Source organism: Pseudomonas sp. JV449, from assembly GCF_032424295.1.
In the GTDB taxonomy this organism is placed as follows: Bacteria; Pseudomonadota; Gammaproteobacteria; order Pseudomonadales; family Pseudomonadaceae; genus Aquipseudomonas; species Aquipseudomonas marginalis.
Genome location: NZ_VYKD01000019.1, coordinates 145,831 through 160,314 on the forward strand (window position 1 = coordinate 145,831; position 14,484 = coordinate 160,314).

Here is a 14,484-nt window from a genome sequence, read left to right on the forward strand (position 1 = left end):
GCAGGGTTCAAGCTCGATCCGTTCCCGCTTAAAGCCAGGCCCCTGTCGTTTCTGCACGTTTTAAAACCTCGCCCTTAACAAATTGTGGTTCTGGCTCGCAGGCCCCGCCGTTCAAGGCGTCTACGAGGTTTTGCGAATCTTCATATCTAACGCCTGTCTGCGCGTGAATCGCCTTGAAGCCACGCGCATCTAACCAGTCGTGCCACTTCACCAACGCCAGGCGGCGCTGCTCTTTGGCCTGGGTGTTGATGTAGGTGGAAGCGATCTTGCCCAGGGAGTGGTTCAGCAACATCTCGCCGATGTGGCCGTCGACGCCGAGGTCAGTCCAGGCGGTGCGGGCGACCTTGCGCAAATCGTGACTGGTCCAGGCGCCCTGCCCCAACCGAGTGAACACGGCACTGGCTTGGTTATCACTCAGCGGCTTGCCACGGCGCGACGGGAACAGAAAAGCCCCTGTGTAGCCCTGGGCGGTCTGGCGGTCACGGTAACGGCGCAGCAGTGCGCGCACTTGATCAGTCAGCGGCACGCGCAGCTCGGTCTTGCTCTTGGTGTGTTCCGCCGGCAGGAACCACTCACGCTCAGGCAATGCAACGTCAGCCCACCGCGCCTGGCGGGTTTCACCGATCCGGGTGCCGTGGCACAGCATCATTAAGGCCAGCATGGCGTCACCTGGCGCGCTGTCGAAGCGCTCAGCCAGCAACGTCACCAACTCCGGCACCTGCACATCGCGCAGCCGGGGGGGCTTGGGCTGAATGCGCGCCGACGTGAAGTTGCTGAACTTCAGCTCGACCATCGGGTTAACCGGGATCAGGTCCAGCTTGCGCGCCTGACGAAAGGCCATCGCCAGCAGACGAAACAGTTGCTGAACATACGACAGCGACAGCTCAGCCTGCACCGGCCACATCAGCAACCGGTCGAGGGCCTGGGCATTTACATCGCGAAGCAGCAAATTATTCAGCCGCGGCTTTAGCTGGCAGCTGATCGCAGACTTGATGGCCGCCCGGCGCTTGTCGGACAGCGCCCGTGACTTGGCCATGCGCTCGCCGAACCAGTCGAGCAGCTCGCCGACGGTCAGCCAGCCCGACACGCTGGCCGCCCCATCCGCCGCCACACGCAGGCGCACTGCCGGCAACGCCGCGATCACCTGCTTGGTGTTCAGATCGGGAAAGGCGCCGATACGGTGCCACTGCCGCTTGTGGAGCAGATACCAAGCGCCGCGCGCACGGTTCTTGGCGAAACGAAAGTGCAATGCAGGGTGGCCGGCATCGCGCAGGTCACGCACATGCTCGAGCTTGGCGTTGCGCACAATCTCGGCATCCGACAGTTTTACTGTCAGGGTTTTGATTAGGGTATTCAAACATTGCCCTCCTTTCGGGCAAGTAGGTCAACGACCTCAAAAGTCGATGGCCACATCCAATCGCCGTAGCGCTTGGCCATGGCCTCATCAGCGAACAAAGCCACGGCATGGTCAGGCAGGACGTCCATGTCCAATTTGAAGCCGCAGCAATGCACCGCATAGCGGTAATTGGCCGGGACCGGAACGGCCAGGCGAATCGGTGCCATCAGTTTTTTTCCTTTCTGTAACGACCGGCCAGACTGCTGACCTTTTCGGGTTTGGTCGGCTCAACCCAGCCCACTGCGAGCTGTTCGAATCGGCTGTACTGACCGTGAAAAGCGGCGCGCACGGTGCCACCTGCAATATCACGGCCCTTGCCGATAATGATTTCGGCAATGCCTTTGGCTTCGGAGTGTTCGTGGTAGACCTCGTCGCGGTACACGAACAGAATGATGTCCGCGTCCTGCTCGATGGCGCCGGATTCACGCAGGTCAGAACACAGCGGGCGCTTGTTGGGCCGCTCTTCGCATTTACGGGAGAGCTGGCTGAGCAGGATTACTGGAACGCCTAGCTCGCGGGCCATGAGCTTCGCGGTGCGTGTCATGTGGCTAACTTCCTGCTCACGACTGGACGGGCGCGAGTCGGACTCCACCAATTGCAGGTAGTCGATGACAATGAGGTCCAAGCCATACCGACGCTTATGGCGGCGAGCCGCCGAGCGCAGTCGATTCATTGACATCGACGCGCGATCCGACAGGAACAGATTCGACTTCTTGAGCTTGCCGGCGGCACTCATCAGCTCGGCGCCGTGGGTGTTCGGGGCTTTGCCATTTTTGATCAGCTGTAACGGCACCCGCCCTTCGGACGCCATGAAGCGATCCATCAGGCCCGTGTTATCCATTTCCAGGCTGAAGGCAATCACGCTTTTGCCATCACGGATGGCCGCATGAGACGCGATATTCATCGCGAGCGTGGTTTTGCCCATGGCGGGACGGCCGGCAATCACGATCAGTTGGCCAGGCTTGAGCCCTTGCAGCTTCTCGTCCAAATCAGGAATGCCCGTGGACAGGCCGTCAATTTCATCACCACGATCAGCCCGGGCCTGCAGCACCTCGATGTAGTCGTTGAGAAAGTCCTCAGCCTTGACCACTTCGGATGTTGCCGATTGGCTGTCAATGGCGTGGGACTCAGCCTGTACCGCTGCAACCTTGTCAGCCGCAGGCTGGTCACCGTAGGCAATGTCGTTGATCCGCACGCTCAGCTCGATGATCGACCTATCCAGGCTGCGCTCACGAACCGTTCCGGCGTAGGAAGCGGCGTTTGCAACGCTTGGCGTATTGCGGGCAATTTCTGCGGCGTAGGCAAACGAACTCGCACCACCAGGCAGATCCCCCACATAAACCCCGACGGTCACGATATCGACGGGATGACCATCACCGTGCAAGGCCAAAATCCCACGATACAGCTCGGCGTTGTCCTCGTAGTAAAAGTCCTCGGGCACCAGGTCGGCGGCCAATATGTCGATCAGCTCAGGGCGCAGGAACATCGCTCCCAGTACACCGTGTTCAGCTTCCAGGCTGTAGGGATCACGCATTGTAATTACCCTCCACGACCTTCACGAAGTTGCTCGGGGCAATCAGCCAATCGAAGTTGCAGCGGAAAGGATTACCACCAGAGGCCGAGACCTTGCCCATCAGAAACTCGCTGGAGCGAACCAGGGCGAAGTACTCGGCCCAGAAACTGAGATCCTGATGAACATCGCTTTCGTTCCAACGCGCGCTGACCTTTGCAATCCGGTCCTTGGTCAACAACATGACTCGGGGGAACTCCGGGATCGTTGCGTTGAACAAATCGACGATGGCCTGGGTTGGGCATTTCGGCTTCGAAATTTTCGTTGGTTGCTCTGTGCCAACAAGAGGTGACGGTTCACTTGATGGTTCTATTACGGTTCTGGGTGCGGCTGCTGCGGGGGTTTGTGTCGTGAGCTGCGGGGGTGATGGTGCATTTGCTGCGGGGTGTGCCTCCTGCGGGGGTGCATAAGATGCGGGGGTTAGGGTGTAAATTGTCGAACGCCCCATCCGTTCCCGGACAGACAAAATACCCACCTGACCAAGCCACTTTATGGCGGTCTGAACAGTCCTTTCAGCAAGGCAAGTACGCTCAGAGATACGAGCGACCGAAGGCCAGCAAACACCCTCGTCGTTCGCATTGTCAGCTAGAGATATCAGGACAGCTTTTTGTGGGCCGCTCATGCCTTGCAGTGGCCAGCACAGGCTCATGATGATGGTGCTCATGCAGAAACGTTCCGGATAGAAGCCAGGGAGGCCTTTAAGTGATCGAGGCATTCCCGGCGGAATTGAGACTTGGATTCAGGCGAGTACTGGATGCCAATCAGGACCGCGGTACTCATAGCGGCGGATTGATTCGTAGCGCGGTGTCTAGACACCTTTTCAGCATTGTTGAAAAGTGTCGCGACATCCCCAGAACTATTGACTGCGGGGGCGTTATTGGCCATTATTCATCTCGTTAAATAGCTGTACTGAACCGCCCTGCCAGGCGGTTTTTTTATGCCTGTAATTCAGGCGTTATAGATGTCCGGCGCATCCGTGGTAGCTTTTTGCTTCCCAACGAAAAGGCCTGGGAGGCCGGACATGACAAACACACGATTTCCAACCATTACCCGCGAAGAGCTGCTGGCGGCGGTTAGCGTTCTTCCGGAGGGAGCGGAAATAAGTTTCTCCGGGCTTGAGTTCATTGAGTTTGAACCGACTCAAAAAACGCCAGGCGCTTACAGAGTGAGGGCTCTGTTTCGTCCAAACGTGTACCGAACGGCGGCAGGCGAAGTGGTGGTTGATAACCCTGAATGAGGTAGTACAACTTCTGGCATGTTTCGTCGGCGGTGCCATGCGCATGGATTGAGTGCACGGTGCCGCCGACCTTCAGTGTGATGAACGATTTTCCATCCTTGCTCACCGATACCGAGGCGGAAATTTGGTGCTGGGCTCGAATTTCTTCCGCTTTCCGGTACAGCTCGCGAGCTTGCGCATCCAACTGATCGGCCAGCTCATCAAGAGCTACTGTTCGCCGCACTTCATCGTTCAGCCCTTCCATCGCTCACCTCTCTCGTATTTGTTGTTCAAGCAGCTTTCAGCGATTCGCGCAGAACATGCAGCGCTTCGATTGCCTCAAGGATTGCTTTCTCGCCCTGGGCTTTTTCGTGCTGGCTGATGTGGTTGTCAGCCGCTGCATCGAAAATCAATCGACCAACATCACCGCACTCGGCGGACAGAAGTCCCAGCGCAGCCATTAGCGGTTTGGCTGCCGGCTTTTCACGAGCCACCAGCTCGAAGCCGAAGCGATCAGCAAGCGAAATCAGAGGACGCATGTCGCCGGTGTGCAACAGCACGCCGAACAGATGCTCGATAGTCAGGTGATGAGCTGCGTTATCCGGGTTCGAGCGCTGCAGCAGGCTGACGTGTGCCAAGCACATTTTCGCGGCCAGTTGCTCTGCCCCACTTTCCTTGATGGAGGTGTGGCAAGCCCTCAAGAAATCTTCCATTCGTAAATCCTCGCTTTTTGTTTCAGTGGCGCTCGGCCAGTAACGGGTTGCAAAATCTGTTTCATGGAACTCAGGCGGACTTCTTCAGCGCCTGAGATGGATCGTCGTCGCGTTTGGCAACCAGTGCGCCACCAGATTCCTTTTCGAGGACGCATTGCATGGGGTAGGAAAAACCGCCGGTGGTACGGCATTGAGATACGCGGCTTCCGCTCACCGCGAGGGCTTCACCGATGGCGCGGCCGGTGCCGAAATATTTCAGGGCTTCGTCGTAGGTCATGGGGATCGTCTCTATTGGCCACAACAAGTTTAGAGTTCTTAACAATACAAGGCAAGTTATCTAAACAACGAAATGTTTAGAATCCTAAATATGGAATTCAAAGATCGCGTCATCGCGCGCATGAGGAAGCTGAAACTCAGCGCTACAGACATCAGCAAACTGACAGGCGTATCTAAGGCTACCGTCAGCTTCTGGGTGTCCGGAACAAACGGCGCAAAGGGTAAAAATCTTCTTGCGCTAGCGAAGGCATTGGAATGCTCACCTGACTGGTTGTCGGAGGGTACTGGCTCGCCAGATGATTCCGCGTCCGTGGAAGGCCCTAAGGCAGGATCTACCAGTGCAGAACTGGTGGCACACATGCTTGGGACCAAAGCGGGAAAGAACCTCTCAGAGAAAGCACGCGAGATGATGCTCGCAGCCGCGGAAGAGGCAGACAGCCCCGCTGTCAATGGTCAGCAATATTTACCAGGAAATATTGCAGCGCTCCGGCCGATTAACGATGAGATTCTCATTCCGCAGTACGATATCCGTGCGGCCATGGGTCACGGGCAAGTCCCACCGGAGTACAACGAGGCGGTACGCAACCTCGTAGTGCGTGAAGAAATATTGCGTGAGAAAGGCGTCACCTACACTGCCGCTAGTGCCCTCGCCATGATCACCGGCTGGGGCCAGTCGATGGAAGGCACGATCAATGACAAGGATCTGGTGATTGTGGATCGTGGTGTGAAAGAGTTTGTCAGCGAGGGAATTTACGTGATGACTTGGCACCAAGAGCTGTACATCAAGCGGGTCATGCGCCTTGACGAAGACAATTACCGACTGATCTCGGACAACCAGCATTACGAGAATCAGACGGCCCGTATTGAGGATGTGACTATTCATGCGAAAGTGCTTTTTATTTGGAACGGCAGAAAAGCATGAGCATCAATAAGTCGGGGGGCTCCGTCACGCCCTGGCAGGCTAACTGGCATGCGGATTTTAACTTGGTGAATACAGAGAGCAAGGAGCGCTAGTGAGGAAGGTTCTGCAATACCAAGGGCCGGCAAAATTAAGGGCGGCTGAAAGAAGATTTGCGCGGTCTATACGCGCGAGTATAGGACGCCTTAATAAAAAAGGCGGGCGCTCTGAAAAGAGGAAACATGCCGAAAAACCTCACATAGTAGACGCCCCTACGAAGATGGACCTTTACAGCCCAAAAAATCATCGGGCCTTCGTTTTATTCCTTAAGCGAATTAGACAGTGCGTCAGCACGACTAGTAGAACTGTAATAAATCTAAAAAATTGCTCACGGATAACTGCGGGAGCTGGGCTGCTTTTTTATGCAGAGATTGACCGCCTTGTTAAAGCATATCCGCATAACAGTATAAGATGTATAAACCCAGAAAATTTGAGAAGTGGCCCCGGTAGATCTGACAATAGTAACTTTGTAGAAGGCGCCCTCAATCAAATCGGATTTTATCGATTGATCGGACAGCAGAACAATACGAAATCATCCGTAAGATCCGTAAAAAGATGGCATCAATTATCTGGCGACTCTGCGGATGGCAGCCTTGCTAGCTCGCTTTTACAAACGCTGTCAAAAGAAGTCCCTCCTCAAATTTTGAAGCGCTTATACCGAGGAGCAATTGAAGCAATTGCCAACTGTGTAGAACATGCCTACCCGTCTCCTAGACAGGATGGTTTAGGAATACCCGACCCGCGCTGGTGGATGCTTGTTGGCATAGACGATGAGAATTTAACAATTATCGTTTGTGATTTAGGCGTTGGTATACCAAGCACGCTACCTACGAAGCATAGCGACTCATTCCTTAGCAATTTAAAGATAAAGCTAGGGATTACTGGAAGCTCTGACTCTGAGATGATCAGAGCCTCAACGCACATCAAAGAGACCAGAACCCAACTTACGCATAGAGGCAAGGGTGGTAAGGATTTTCGGAGCATGCCCGAGCTTTTCACATCATCGTTCCTAGCTATTAGAAGTAATAAGGGTTCATTTTTTATTACCGGGAAAGACCATCCGCCTTTTAGGGCTGTATCTTCTCGCAAGTATATTCCTGGCACAAACAATTCAGAGTCTACCATTGAACATGACGAGTCAATATGTGGTACGCTTGTTGAATGGGCAATCCAAGTGAAGGATTTGCAAAAATGAAAGATATTTACGTTAAAAGCTTTAGTGAGTTTCCAGGCCCGAGAAAAGAATCAATCGGCCCGAATTCAGGTGAGCGCTTCAGAGATGAAGTTTTATACAAAGCGATTCAAGACTTCCCCAACGAAACTTTTCGCATCCATTTAGATGGAACTGCCGGGTATGGCTCATCTTTCCTTGAAGAGGCCTTCGGCGGTCTCGTTAGGTTAGGAGTTTCAGAGCAAACCATGAGGGAGATCATTAAAAATTTAGTTTCGGAAGAAGATCCCTCTCTGATCGTGGAGGTTTCTGAATACATAAACGATGCCATACAGGCTCTAAAGGAATAAGCATGGCATCTAGCACATTTCAAGTTGCATTCTGGATTATTAGTATATTGTTTGCGATGTTTGGTTTAATAGTCACCATTATTGGATGGCGGGTGAACGCAGCAAACTCTAGAAATCTGGCGCGAGTGAAGGATATACACGATTCCATTGATGATTGTGTAAAAGCGTTATCCGACTTAGAAGATCTTGCCTACTCCTTTTGGCTTGATGCAGATGAAAAGGCTAAGCCATATCAAATGATCGTAGGCCATCGCCGACTTACGCATCGACTCAAGCAGCTTCAAGCGCTTACCAGCGGGCCCATTCCAAGTCACGCGATGATCAGCCTACGGCAGAGCTGTACGCTCGATTGCGAGACCAGGAAAGAACCGTTGAGTGGGGAGGATGTGCGTATTAAGCGTATTTCTCTTGCCGCGTCTAATATTTTACAGTCCAGCATCCTGCAGAAAAGCTGGGAGGAGAATACAGAAAGAGCGGCCTGATACGCGCTCTGGTATTTATTACCTAGTAGCCCAACCCAGCGCTTGGCTTCTTGTAGTGCCCTTACAGATCTGAATCCGCTGCCCGCCATAAAAGCGGGCTTTTATTTGCCTGTCAGAAAGGCGTGACATCCTCCACTGCCAGGAACTCGTTATGCGCTTCAACCTGGTGATCGTTCTCCGATGATGCTTCCCACTTCAACGTAACCGACGCGTCATCGTTGAAAGTCATGTCTATGCCGTCCGTCTCGGATAGCAGCCCCATCACCTCTTCCCACTCTCGATCCCCATCTGTGTCCAGCCTGTGAATCGTCACGCATCGCAGATCTTGCGCGAACGGATGATTGATCATTGAAGAAACCCTCAGGCCCAATCGCTCGATACCAGTCATCTCTTGCCTTACCGCTAGTTTCGCCTGTTTTTTTACCATGGCGTGCTTTCCATATTTATACTGTATATGCATACAGCTCTCGCACAGCATAACGCGTAATTTTCTAAATCGTAAGTCTTGACTAGGAGATTTCCCCTCGCATCTATGCAGGCCTCTTGTTAAGTACTCTAAAATAATCATTGACGTATTTTGTTTAGTTTTCTAAATTATATCCATCGCAGCGGCGTACACCCACTGCGAAGCACCGCCGCTCTTTAAAAGCATACGCAACAAACAACAGACCGCACTGCCTCTACCGGCGACCGGCGACCGGCGACCGGCGAGCAGACAGGCCCGAAAGCCTCGGCTGGGAACGCCTGTTGTAAGGACCTGTGATCCATGGCGAACAGACGCTGTTTGACGCGTTGAGGAGGAAGCTCCCCGCCCACCCACGAAGACGACCGGCCAGCCCTGCAATCAGCAGCGGGCCACACCGCTGACGCAATACCCCGGTCTGACGCCAGTAGCGTGACCGGGCTTTTTTACGCCTGCCTTTATCCGTCAGCACCCTCCCCTGGGCCCACCGGCACAGACCAGGCGGTCAGGTTGCTGACGAATGAACGCAAACCACACCGAGGGATCAGCTATGCATCCATCATTTCAAGAGCGCATCGACGAACTCCGTGTGCTGCTGCAACAAACCAACGCTGCGCGAGCCGCGTTCTTCAGTCGCACTGATCGACCGATGCCAAAACAACCGGTGCGCTATCAGGTAACAGGCGAAAGCGTCGGCATGTTCCAGATCGTCGACCTCGCCACTGGCAAGACTCACGCCTTCCGCCAGGCCTATAAGGCTGCTCACGACCTCGCAATGCAGTTCGAAGCAGCGTCCAAGCGTGTCACGCTGATGGCCCAAGAGAACGACGTCAAGTTCGCCGACACCCCACGAGGCGCATCAACAAGATCAACGCCGCGCGGCGCCGGCATACATGGCTGGCAATCCCGGCAAGTGGAATCGAAGAGGTAGGCCATGGCTGAAGCAGCGCCGCAAGCGCGAGAAGGCCGCAGCGAATGACGCGGTATTGGGCGTTGAGAAGTTTATGGTTGAGGTGGTCGGCGTGTTCAAGGCCGACCTAAGCGCCTGATGAAGCAGCACGACGTCAACAACCAGCAGGAAGTGTTTCAGAACCTGTAGCGCACCGTGATTGCCGCCGACTTCGAAACGGCAGCGCAAATTTTTAAGTGCGTCACGACACCTTTTTGTTACCTAAAAGGTGTCGAAATCATGCTTTGAGATGAGCGCGATAGAGCTAGCCGCCGATTCGGGTGACGAAATAGTTTCTCCGAGCGTTTAGAGAAAGTACACGTGCTCGGGCTTGAATTCGCGTCGGACAGAATGCGATTCAGATGGACAGTCAGAGTGACCAACTAGCCCAATCCAAAACTCTTCATCAAACCAGTCCAGCAAAAAGAAATAATGACAGGCGTCTATTAGTGTTCCCCGCTCCCACTCCGAACCAGAACTTGCAAGGCCTTGAATGTCGTAATGTTCTTCAAGCTCATAAAAGGAAATCTTTTCCTTTTTTAGCCATTTTTCGTCCAAGAAGCTTGCCAACTCGGAGACCAGCTCTACGCTGATTGCGAACTGGTCTTTGTAGGGCTGGTGCCAAGACGCGGAATCATTACCAATAGGGTAAACACCATTGTCCCAAGCATATGCGTAAGCGGGCGTAATGTTTTTGCCCGGGCGACCGCTCGTAAAAAGCGTGAGCAGTTGAAACTTTTGCAGGTTAAAAAGCATTTCCGCAGTAGCTGACATTTTCGCTCCTTGATCCGGCTCCATGCCGGTCACCTGTAATACTCCATATCAATGAATCACGCCAGCCGGCGAGGCGAAGCCCTTAAATGGCAGATCTCCGTAAGCCCACACCAGCGTGCCAGTTATTACGAGGAAGAAAATTACAAGATCAGATTTGTTGAACCAGGGTAGAAATTTTTGTCGCAATTCGTTGAGGCCAACCCAGCCAAATCCAGAGGGCGTAATCGAAAGTCTCGCTCGCACCAAAACCGTTTCTGCCAAGAGAGCGAAGACGGTAGTGACCGCACCACTTCTGCTGAACCAGCCACCGAGATCAACGCCAGACAAGTGTGGATAGGGAGCTATCAACGAAAGGATCGGCGCAAGAATCGCCAAACAAATCAGGCCCAACGCAATTTTAATGCTGCGCCGTAATTCGCCATCCGATGGTTCTTTCAACGACATAGCTCTATCCCTGACAAACAAAAAAACCAATATACCGGCGAGCCCCCGCTAAGCCTACTCACAACATTGTCAGCATAAGCGGCAGGAAGTACAGCATGTTCATCATGCAGGATTTTCCAATGACCTCAGTACGTTATCCATGTCAAAGCGACCTGACATATCGCTGCGGTAGCAGCACAGCCTGCAGCCCACTTGTTCCACTTCGTTTGTTCATCGGCGGTTTTAAGGATGTCGACTCTGCCTTTGGAAGATTCCTTCGTTAGCAAAACACCAGCCATGCCAGACGAACTCTCATCGTGAATTACCTCGACGGTTGCTGATTTTACCCAAAGTAAACACGACCCTAACGAAAACCCAGCAACGAGAACGGTGAAAATAAGCTTCGTCGATAGCATTTGTTGCTCCATTGATTTTAGAACCATTTACCCCAAAACCGCGCTCCCCACCAGCTCATCCAATACTTCACTGCCCGGGCATGACTCGGCAAGGATCCCCTATGTCCGCACAACAGATCGACGAAAAGAAACTCGAGCGCGCGATCCGAAAGATTAAGCACTGCCTGGCACTGGCCCAGAGCGCTAACGAGAACGAAGCCGCCACCGCGCTTCGGCAGGCACAAGCGCTGATGCGTGAGTACCGCCTGACCGAAATTGATGTGAAGTTGAGCGACGTGGGCGAAGTTGAATCAGCCCTCTTCCGCACCAAGCGTCGACCGGCGTGGGATCAACAGCTGAGCATAGCGGTGGCGGACGCTTTCAGCTGCACGACACTGCGCCGCAGGAAGTGGAGTCAATCAAAAGGCCAAGTAATTGAGTGCGCGACATTCGTCGGCGTTTCACCCGCTCAGAACATCGCCCTGTATGCGTATGAGGCGCTGCACACCAAGCTCACGCAAGCCCGCAAGGGATACTGCTCAGGAGTCAGATCTGGCGTCTACCGCAGTCAGTATTCGGCAGAAACTGCAGGCGATCACTTTGCATTGGCTTGGGTTTGGGAAGTCCAGTCGAAGCTGAAAGCGCTTGTACCTCAAGGCGACGCTGATCCCCTCGGGAATCCCACAACCGGGCAAAACCTAGTCGCGATTCAGGCGCAGGACAAGGCATTGATCAGCGAATATCTGGCAACCCAAGACATTAGAGATTCACGAAAAAGTAAGGCTGTGGAGTTGGATTTGAACGCCCAAGTCGCCGGGATGCTAGCTGGCAGCAAGGTTGAACTGCACGCAGGCATCGCGCGCGGTGGTGAAGACACTCTCGCCCTATCCGTTAACGCCTGAGCCCCTCCCCTTCAACTCCCGGGCATGGCCCGGCAAGGACTCCACCATGGAAATGAAAAGCGAAACACTTGCGGAGGAAGAGCTGGCGGCGATCACCGGCTACATGATCCCGTCTGGGCAGATTGCGTGGCTCAACCGAAACGGCTGGAAGTACGTGCTAACCCGAGCGCGCCGTCCAGTTGTCGGCCGCGTCTACGCCCGGATGAAACTGGCGGGCGTGAAGCCTTCAGCTGAAAACGTTGCGACCGAAGCGTGGTCGCTGGATTTGTCACGGGTAGGATGAAGAAATGCGAGCAAAAAAGGCGGCAAACAGGGACCTGCCGCCGCGAATGATTCGGCGTGTACGCACGCTGAAAGGCGGTAAAGAGTGGGTTGGATACTACTACGACGGGAGAAATGAAGACGGGAAGCGGGTGGAGATCCCGCTCGGGGGTGACTTAGACATCGCCAAGGCTGAATGGGCAAAGCTCGACTGCAAGCCCGTGCCAAAGAAGAATGCTCTCCTGGGCCAGGTGTTCGACCGCTACGAGAGAGAGATAATCCCCGGCAAAGCGCCGAAGACACAGAGCGATAACCTGCTGAGCCTGAAGCAGCTGCGCAAAGCCTTCTGCGATGCGCCCATCGACGCGGTGACGCCGCAGATCATCGCCCAGTACCGAGACGGCCGAACCGCCAAGGTGCGAGCCAACCGCGAGATCTCCCTGCTCTCGCACATCTACAACATCGCACGGGAGTGGGGGTTAACCGAGAACAACCCTGCCGCCGGCGTGCGCAAGAACAAAGAGGCACCGCGAGACTTTTACGCGACAGAGGAAATTTGGAGCGCTGTGTATGGCATTGCCGCCTCAGAACTGCGTGACGCGATGGACCTCGCTTACCTAACCGGGCAGCGCCCTGCCGATGTGCTGTCGATGCGTGAGGCGGATGCAGTCAATGAGTTCCTGCAGGTGGCTCAGGGTAAGACGGCCAAGAAGCTGCGCATCCGGCTGACCGCCGCCGGCGCGCTCAATGACCTGGGCACTCTGGTGGCGAGGCTGATCGAGCAGAGACGCTTGCGCGGGGTCAGAACCCCTTACCTTATAGTCACCGAGGACGGTAGGCAGGTTACAAAGCACATGCTCCGTCTCCGCTTCGACGATGCTCGCGACAAGGCGATCACCATCGCCAGAGAAAACGGCGATGGAGTGTTGGCAGCCAGCATTCGAAAGTTCCAGTTCCGCGACATCCGCCCCAAGGCTGCAAGCGAGATCCTCGACCTAGGAGATGCAAGCCGGCTCCTGGGACATACGGACAAGCGGATAACCGAGACCGTTTATCGACGCGTCGGGGAGATCGTGAAGCCGACTCGCTGACCGCAATTTGCAACGAGTTGCGGAAACCGCCTGAAATGATGCGGAAACGATCGGCCTGTACGCTGATAGCTCCGCCGAAGCCCAGAAACACAAAAGCCCCGCATTGCGGGGCTTTCGTTTGAATCTTGGCGGGAAACCAGGGATTCGAACCCTGGGAACGCTATTAACGTTCGCCGGTTTTCAAGACCGGTGCATTCAACCACTCTGCCAATTTCCCTTGTGCATCACAGGATTAGGGTAGCCCATCCTGTCTCAGCGGGCGCCATAATACCCGAATGAAACACACTGTCAAACTCTCGCCATCGCTTGTTACAGAGCGTCTGTTATGATCTTTGCGACTGAACGTTTCAAAACCGAAGGAGTGTCGCCATGCGCGAACAGAATTACGCAGTGAATGGTAACGCGCAGGCTGAGCAGCTTGAAGTCAGCCGCGTGTTGCGCAACACCTATGGCCTGCTCGCCCTTACCCTCGCATTCAGCGGCTTAATGGCGTTCGTGGCCCAGCAGATGCACGTCGGCTACCCGAATATCTTTGTCGTACTGATCGGTTTCTATGGCCTGTTCTTCCTGACCAACAAGCTGCGTGACTCGGCCTGGGGCCTGGTGTCGGCGTTTGCCTTGACCGGTTTCATGGGCTTTATCCTCGGCCCGATCCTCAACCGTTACCTCGGCATGGCCGGTGGTGCGGAAGTGGTCAGCTCGGCGTTTGCCATGACCGCCCTGGTGTTTGGTGGTCTGTCGGCCTACGTGCTGGTCACCCGCAAGGACATGAGCTTCCTGGGTGGCTTCATCACCGCGGGCTTCTTCGTGTTGCTGGCGGCGGTGGTGGCGGGCATGTTCTTCCAGATCAGCGGCCTGCAACTGGCGATCAGCGCGGGTTTTGTGCTGTTCTCCTCCGTGTGCATCCTGTTCCAGACCAGCGCCATCATCCACGGCGGTGAACGCAACTACATCATGGCGACCGTCAGCCTGTATGTGTCGATCTACAACCTGTTTATCAGCCTGTTGCAGATCTTCGGCATCATGAGCCGCGACGACTGATTTACTCGCTGCATAAAAAATGCCCCGTATCGAAAGATGCGGGGCATTTTTGT

General features: G+C 54.5%; 19 protein-coding genes and 1 tRNA gene. 9 read left to right on the top strand and 11 right to left on the bottom strand.

Going from position 1 to position 14,484, the window contains the following annotated elements:
* Positions 1-28: 28 nt before the first annotated feature.
* The 7 genes from F6S08_RS18245 to F6S08_RS18275 all read right to left on the bottom strand — a co-directional run bounded on the left by F6S08_RS18245 (position 29) and on the right by F6S08_RS18275 (position 5,172).
* Entirely contained in the window at positions 29-1,357 is a 1,329-nt protein-coding gene (locus F6S08_RS18245; RefSeq protein ID WP_315872107.1) for a site-specific integrase, read from the bottom strand.
* Entirely contained in the window at positions 1,354-1,563 is a 210-nt protein-coding gene (locus tag F6S08_RS18250) for a hypothetical protein (protein WP_021492509.1), read from the bottom strand. Before F6S08_RS18250 ends, F6S08_RS18245 begins: the two co-directional genes overlap by 4 nt.
* A complete protein-coding gene (gene dnaB / locus F6S08_RS18255; protein ID WP_315872108.1) occupies positions 1,563-2,930 on the bottom strand; it encodes a replicative DNA helicase in 1,368 nt (455 codons plus the stop codon). The genes F6S08_RS18250 and dnaB overlap by 1 nt, the downstream gene beginning before the upstream one ends.
* Positions 2,923-3,630 (bottom strand): helix-turn-helix domain-containing protein, encoded by a 708-nt coding sequence (locus tag F6S08_RS18260; protein ID WP_315872109.1) that lies wholly within the window; start codon positions 3,628-3,630, stop codon positions 2,923-2,925. The genes dnaB and F6S08_RS18260 overlap by 8 nt, the downstream gene beginning before the upstream one ends.
* 457 nt (positions 3,631-4,087) lie before the next feature.
* Positions 4,088-4,447, bottom strand: a complete 360-nt coding sequence (locus F6S08_RS18265) for a hypothetical protein (protein ID WP_315872110.1) — start codon at positions 4,445-4,447, stop codon at positions 4,088-4,090.
* Positions 4,448-4,472: 25 nt separating this feature from the next.
* On the bottom strand, positions 4,473-4,895 hold the full coding sequence (locus F6S08_RS18270; protein ID WP_315872111.1) for a phage regulatory CII family protein: 423 nt from the start codon (positions 4,893-4,895) through the stop codon (positions 4,473-4,475).
* Positions 4,896-4,965: 70 nt separating this feature from the next.
* Positions 4,966-5,172 (bottom strand): hypothetical protein, encoded by a 207-nt coding sequence (locus tag F6S08_RS18275; protein WP_315872112.1) that lies wholly within the window; start codon positions 5,170-5,172, stop codon positions 4,966-4,968.
* Between the two features lie 90 nt (positions 5,173-5,262).
* Here F6S08_RS18275 and F6S08_RS18280 point away from each other — a divergent pair, with 90 nt between their 5' ends.
* From F6S08_RS18280 to F6S08_RS18295, 4 genes are all read left to right on the top strand, one after another.
* Positions 5,263-6,093, top strand: coding sequence for a S24 family peptidase (locus tag F6S08_RS18280; protein WP_315872113.1), 831 nt, complete (start codon positions 5,263-5,265; stop codon positions 6,091-6,093).
* 91 nt (positions 6,094-6,184) lie between these two features.
* Positions 6,185-7,324, top strand: coding sequence for a hypothetical protein (locus tag F6S08_RS18285; RefSeq protein ID WP_315872114.1), 1,140 nt, complete (start codon positions 6,185-6,187; stop codon positions 7,322-7,324).
* Positions 7,321-7,650: an STAS-like domain-containing protein gene (locus F6S08_RS18290; protein WP_315872115.1), complete on the top strand. Its 330-nt coding sequence runs from the start codon at positions 7,321-7,323 to the stop codon at positions 7,648-7,650. The genes F6S08_RS18285 and F6S08_RS18290 overlap by 4 nt, the downstream gene beginning before the upstream one ends.
* A 2-nt stretch (positions 7,651-7,652) precedes the next feature.
* The gene (locus tag F6S08_RS18295) at positions 7,653-8,132 is read left to right on the top strand and encodes a hypothetical protein (RefSeq protein ID WP_315872116.1); all 480 of its coding nucleotides are present in this window, start codon (positions 7,653-7,655) and stop codon (positions 8,130-8,132) included.
* Positions 8,133-8,244: 112 nt separating this feature from the next.
* Here the strand turns inward: F6S08_RS18295 and F6S08_RS18300 are convergent, their stop codons facing one another.
* Positions 8,245-8,559: a DUF1654 domain-containing protein gene (locus F6S08_RS18300; RefSeq protein WP_315872117.1), complete on the bottom strand. Its 315-nt coding sequence runs from the start codon at positions 8,557-8,559 to the stop codon at positions 8,245-8,247.
* A 586-nt stretch (positions 8,560-9,145) separates the two neighbouring features.
* Here F6S08_RS18300 and F6S08_RS18305 point away from each other — a divergent pair.
* Entirely contained in the window at positions 9,146-9,526 is a 381-nt protein-coding gene (locus F6S08_RS18305; protein WP_315872118.1) for a hypothetical protein, read from the top strand.
* Between the two features lie 324 nt (positions 9,527-9,850).
* On the opposite strand, the gene F6S08_RS18310 is transcribed toward F6S08_RS18305, so the two are convergent.
* A complete protein-coding gene (locus F6S08_RS18310; RefSeq protein WP_315872119.1) occupies positions 9,851-10,342 on the bottom strand; it encodes a hypothetical protein in 492 nt (163 codons plus the stop codon).
* A gap of 24 nt (positions 10,343-10,366) precedes the next feature.
* On the bottom strand, positions 10,367-10,762 hold the full coding sequence (locus F6S08_RS18315; protein ID WP_315872120.1) for a hypothetical protein: 396 nt from the start codon (positions 10,760-10,762) through the stop codon (positions 10,367-10,369).
* Between the two features lie 496 nt (positions 10,763-11,258).
* On the opposite strand from F6S08_RS18315, the gene F6S08_RS18320 reads away from it, so the two are divergent.
* Genes F6S08_RS18320 through F6S08_RS18330 form a run of 3 tightly spaced genes read left to right on the top strand, consistent with a single transcriptional unit; the run spans position 11,259 to position 13,390 of the window.
* Positions 11,259-12,038 (top strand): DUF2786 domain-containing protein, encoded by a 780-nt coding sequence (locus tag F6S08_RS18320; protein WP_315872121.1) that lies wholly within the window; start codon positions 11,259-11,261, stop codon positions 12,036-12,038.
* 46 nt (positions 12,039-12,084) lie between these two features.
* Entirely contained in the window at positions 12,085-12,321 is a 237-nt protein-coding gene (locus F6S08_RS18325; RefSeq protein ID WP_315872122.1) for a DUF4224 domain-containing protein, read from the top strand.
* A gap of 4 nt (positions 12,322-12,325) precedes the next feature.
* Positions 12,326-13,390 carry a tyrosine-type recombinase/integrase gene (locus F6S08_RS18330; RefSeq protein WP_315872123.1) on the top strand — a complete coding sequence of 355 codons (1,065 nt, stop codon included), beginning with the start codon at positions 12,326-12,328 and terminating at the stop codon, positions 13,388-13,390.
* 126 nt (positions 13,391-13,516) lie between these two features.
* Here the strand turns inward: F6S08_RS18330 and F6S08_RS18335 are convergent.
* Positions 13,517-13,607: transfer RNA gene (locus tag F6S08_RS18335), tRNA-Ser, on the bottom strand.
* Positions 13,608-13,759: 152 nt separating this feature from the next.
* Between F6S08_RS18335 and F6S08_RS18340 the strand changes: the two genes are divergently transcribed.
* Complete coding sequence (locus F6S08_RS18340; RefSeq protein WP_027607314.1) at positions 13,760-14,431, top strand: Bax inhibitor-1/YccA family protein; 672 nt, start codon at positions 13,760-13,762, stop codon at positions 14,429-14,431.
* Positions 14,432-14,484 lie beyond the last annotated feature (53 nt).

Excerpts from the sequence above, each read along its gene's own strand:
- F6S08_RS18280 (WP_315872113.1), top strand. The coding sequence starts at position 5,263 with ATGGAATTCAAAGATCGCGTCATCGCGCGCATGAGGAAGCTGAAACTC.
- dnaB (WP_315872108.1), bottom strand. The coding sequence starts at position 2,930 with ATGCGTGATCCCTACAGCCTGGAAGCTGAACACGGTGTACTGGGAGCG.
- F6S08_RS18315 (WP_315872120.1), bottom strand. The coding sequence starts at position 10,762 with ATGTCGTTGAAAGAACCATCGGATGGCGAATTACGGCGCAGCATTAAA.
- F6S08_RS18310 (WP_315872119.1), bottom strand. The coding sequence starts at position 10,342 with ATGGAGCCGGATCAAGGAGCGAAAATGTCAGCTACTGCGGAAATGCTT.
- F6S08_RS18270 (WP_315872111.1), bottom strand. The coding sequence starts at position 4,895 with ATGGAAGATTTCTTGAGGGCTTGCCACACCTCCATCAAGGAAAGTGGG.
- F6S08_RS18250 (WP_021492509.1), bottom strand. The coding sequence starts at position 1,563 with ATGGCACCGATTCGCCTGGCCGTTCCGGTCCCGGCCAATTACCGCTAT.
- F6S08_RS18295 (WP_315872116.1), top strand. The coding sequence starts at position 7,653 with ATGGCATCTAGCACATTTCAAGTTGCATTCTGGATTATTAGTATATTG.
- F6S08_RS18305 (WP_315872118.1), top strand. The coding sequence starts at position 9,146 with ATGCATCCATCATTTCAAGAGCGCATCGACGAACTCCGTGTGCTGCTG.
- F6S08_RS18325 (WP_315872122.1), top strand. The coding sequence starts at position 12,085 with ATGGAAATGAAAAGCGAAACACTTGCGGAGGAAGAGCTGGCGGCGATC.
- F6S08_RS18320 (WP_315872121.1), top strand. The coding sequence starts at position 11,259 with ATGTCCGCACAACAGATCGACGAAAAGAAACTCGAGCGCGCGATCCGA.
- F6S08_RS18330 (WP_315872123.1), top strand. The coding sequence starts at position 12,326 with ATGCGAGCAAAAAAGGCGGCAAACAGGGACCTGCCGCCGCGAATGATT.
- F6S08_RS18340 (WP_027607314.1), top strand. The coding sequence starts at position 13,760 with ATGCGCGAACAGAATTACGCAGTGAATGGTAACGCGCAGGCTGAGCAG.
- F6S08_RS18290 (WP_315872115.1), top strand. The coding sequence starts at position 7,321 with ATGAAAGATATTTACGTTAAAAGCTTTAGTGAGTTTCCAGGCCCGAGA.
- F6S08_RS18260 (WP_315872109.1), bottom strand. The coding sequence starts at position 3,630 with ATGAGCACCATCATCATGAGCCTGTGCTGGCCACTGCAAGGCATGAGC.
- F6S08_RS18265 (WP_315872110.1), bottom strand. The coding sequence starts at position 4,447 with ATGGAAGGGCTGAACGATGAAGTGCGGCGAACAGTAGCTCTTGATGAG.
- F6S08_RS18300 (WP_315872117.1), bottom strand. The coding sequence starts at position 8,559 with ATGGTAAAAAAACAGGCGAAACTAGCGGTAAGGCAAGAGATGACTGGT.
- F6S08_RS18275 (WP_315872112.1), bottom strand. The coding sequence starts at position 5,172 with ATGACCTACGACGAAGCCCTGAAATATTTCGGCACCGGCCGCGCCATC.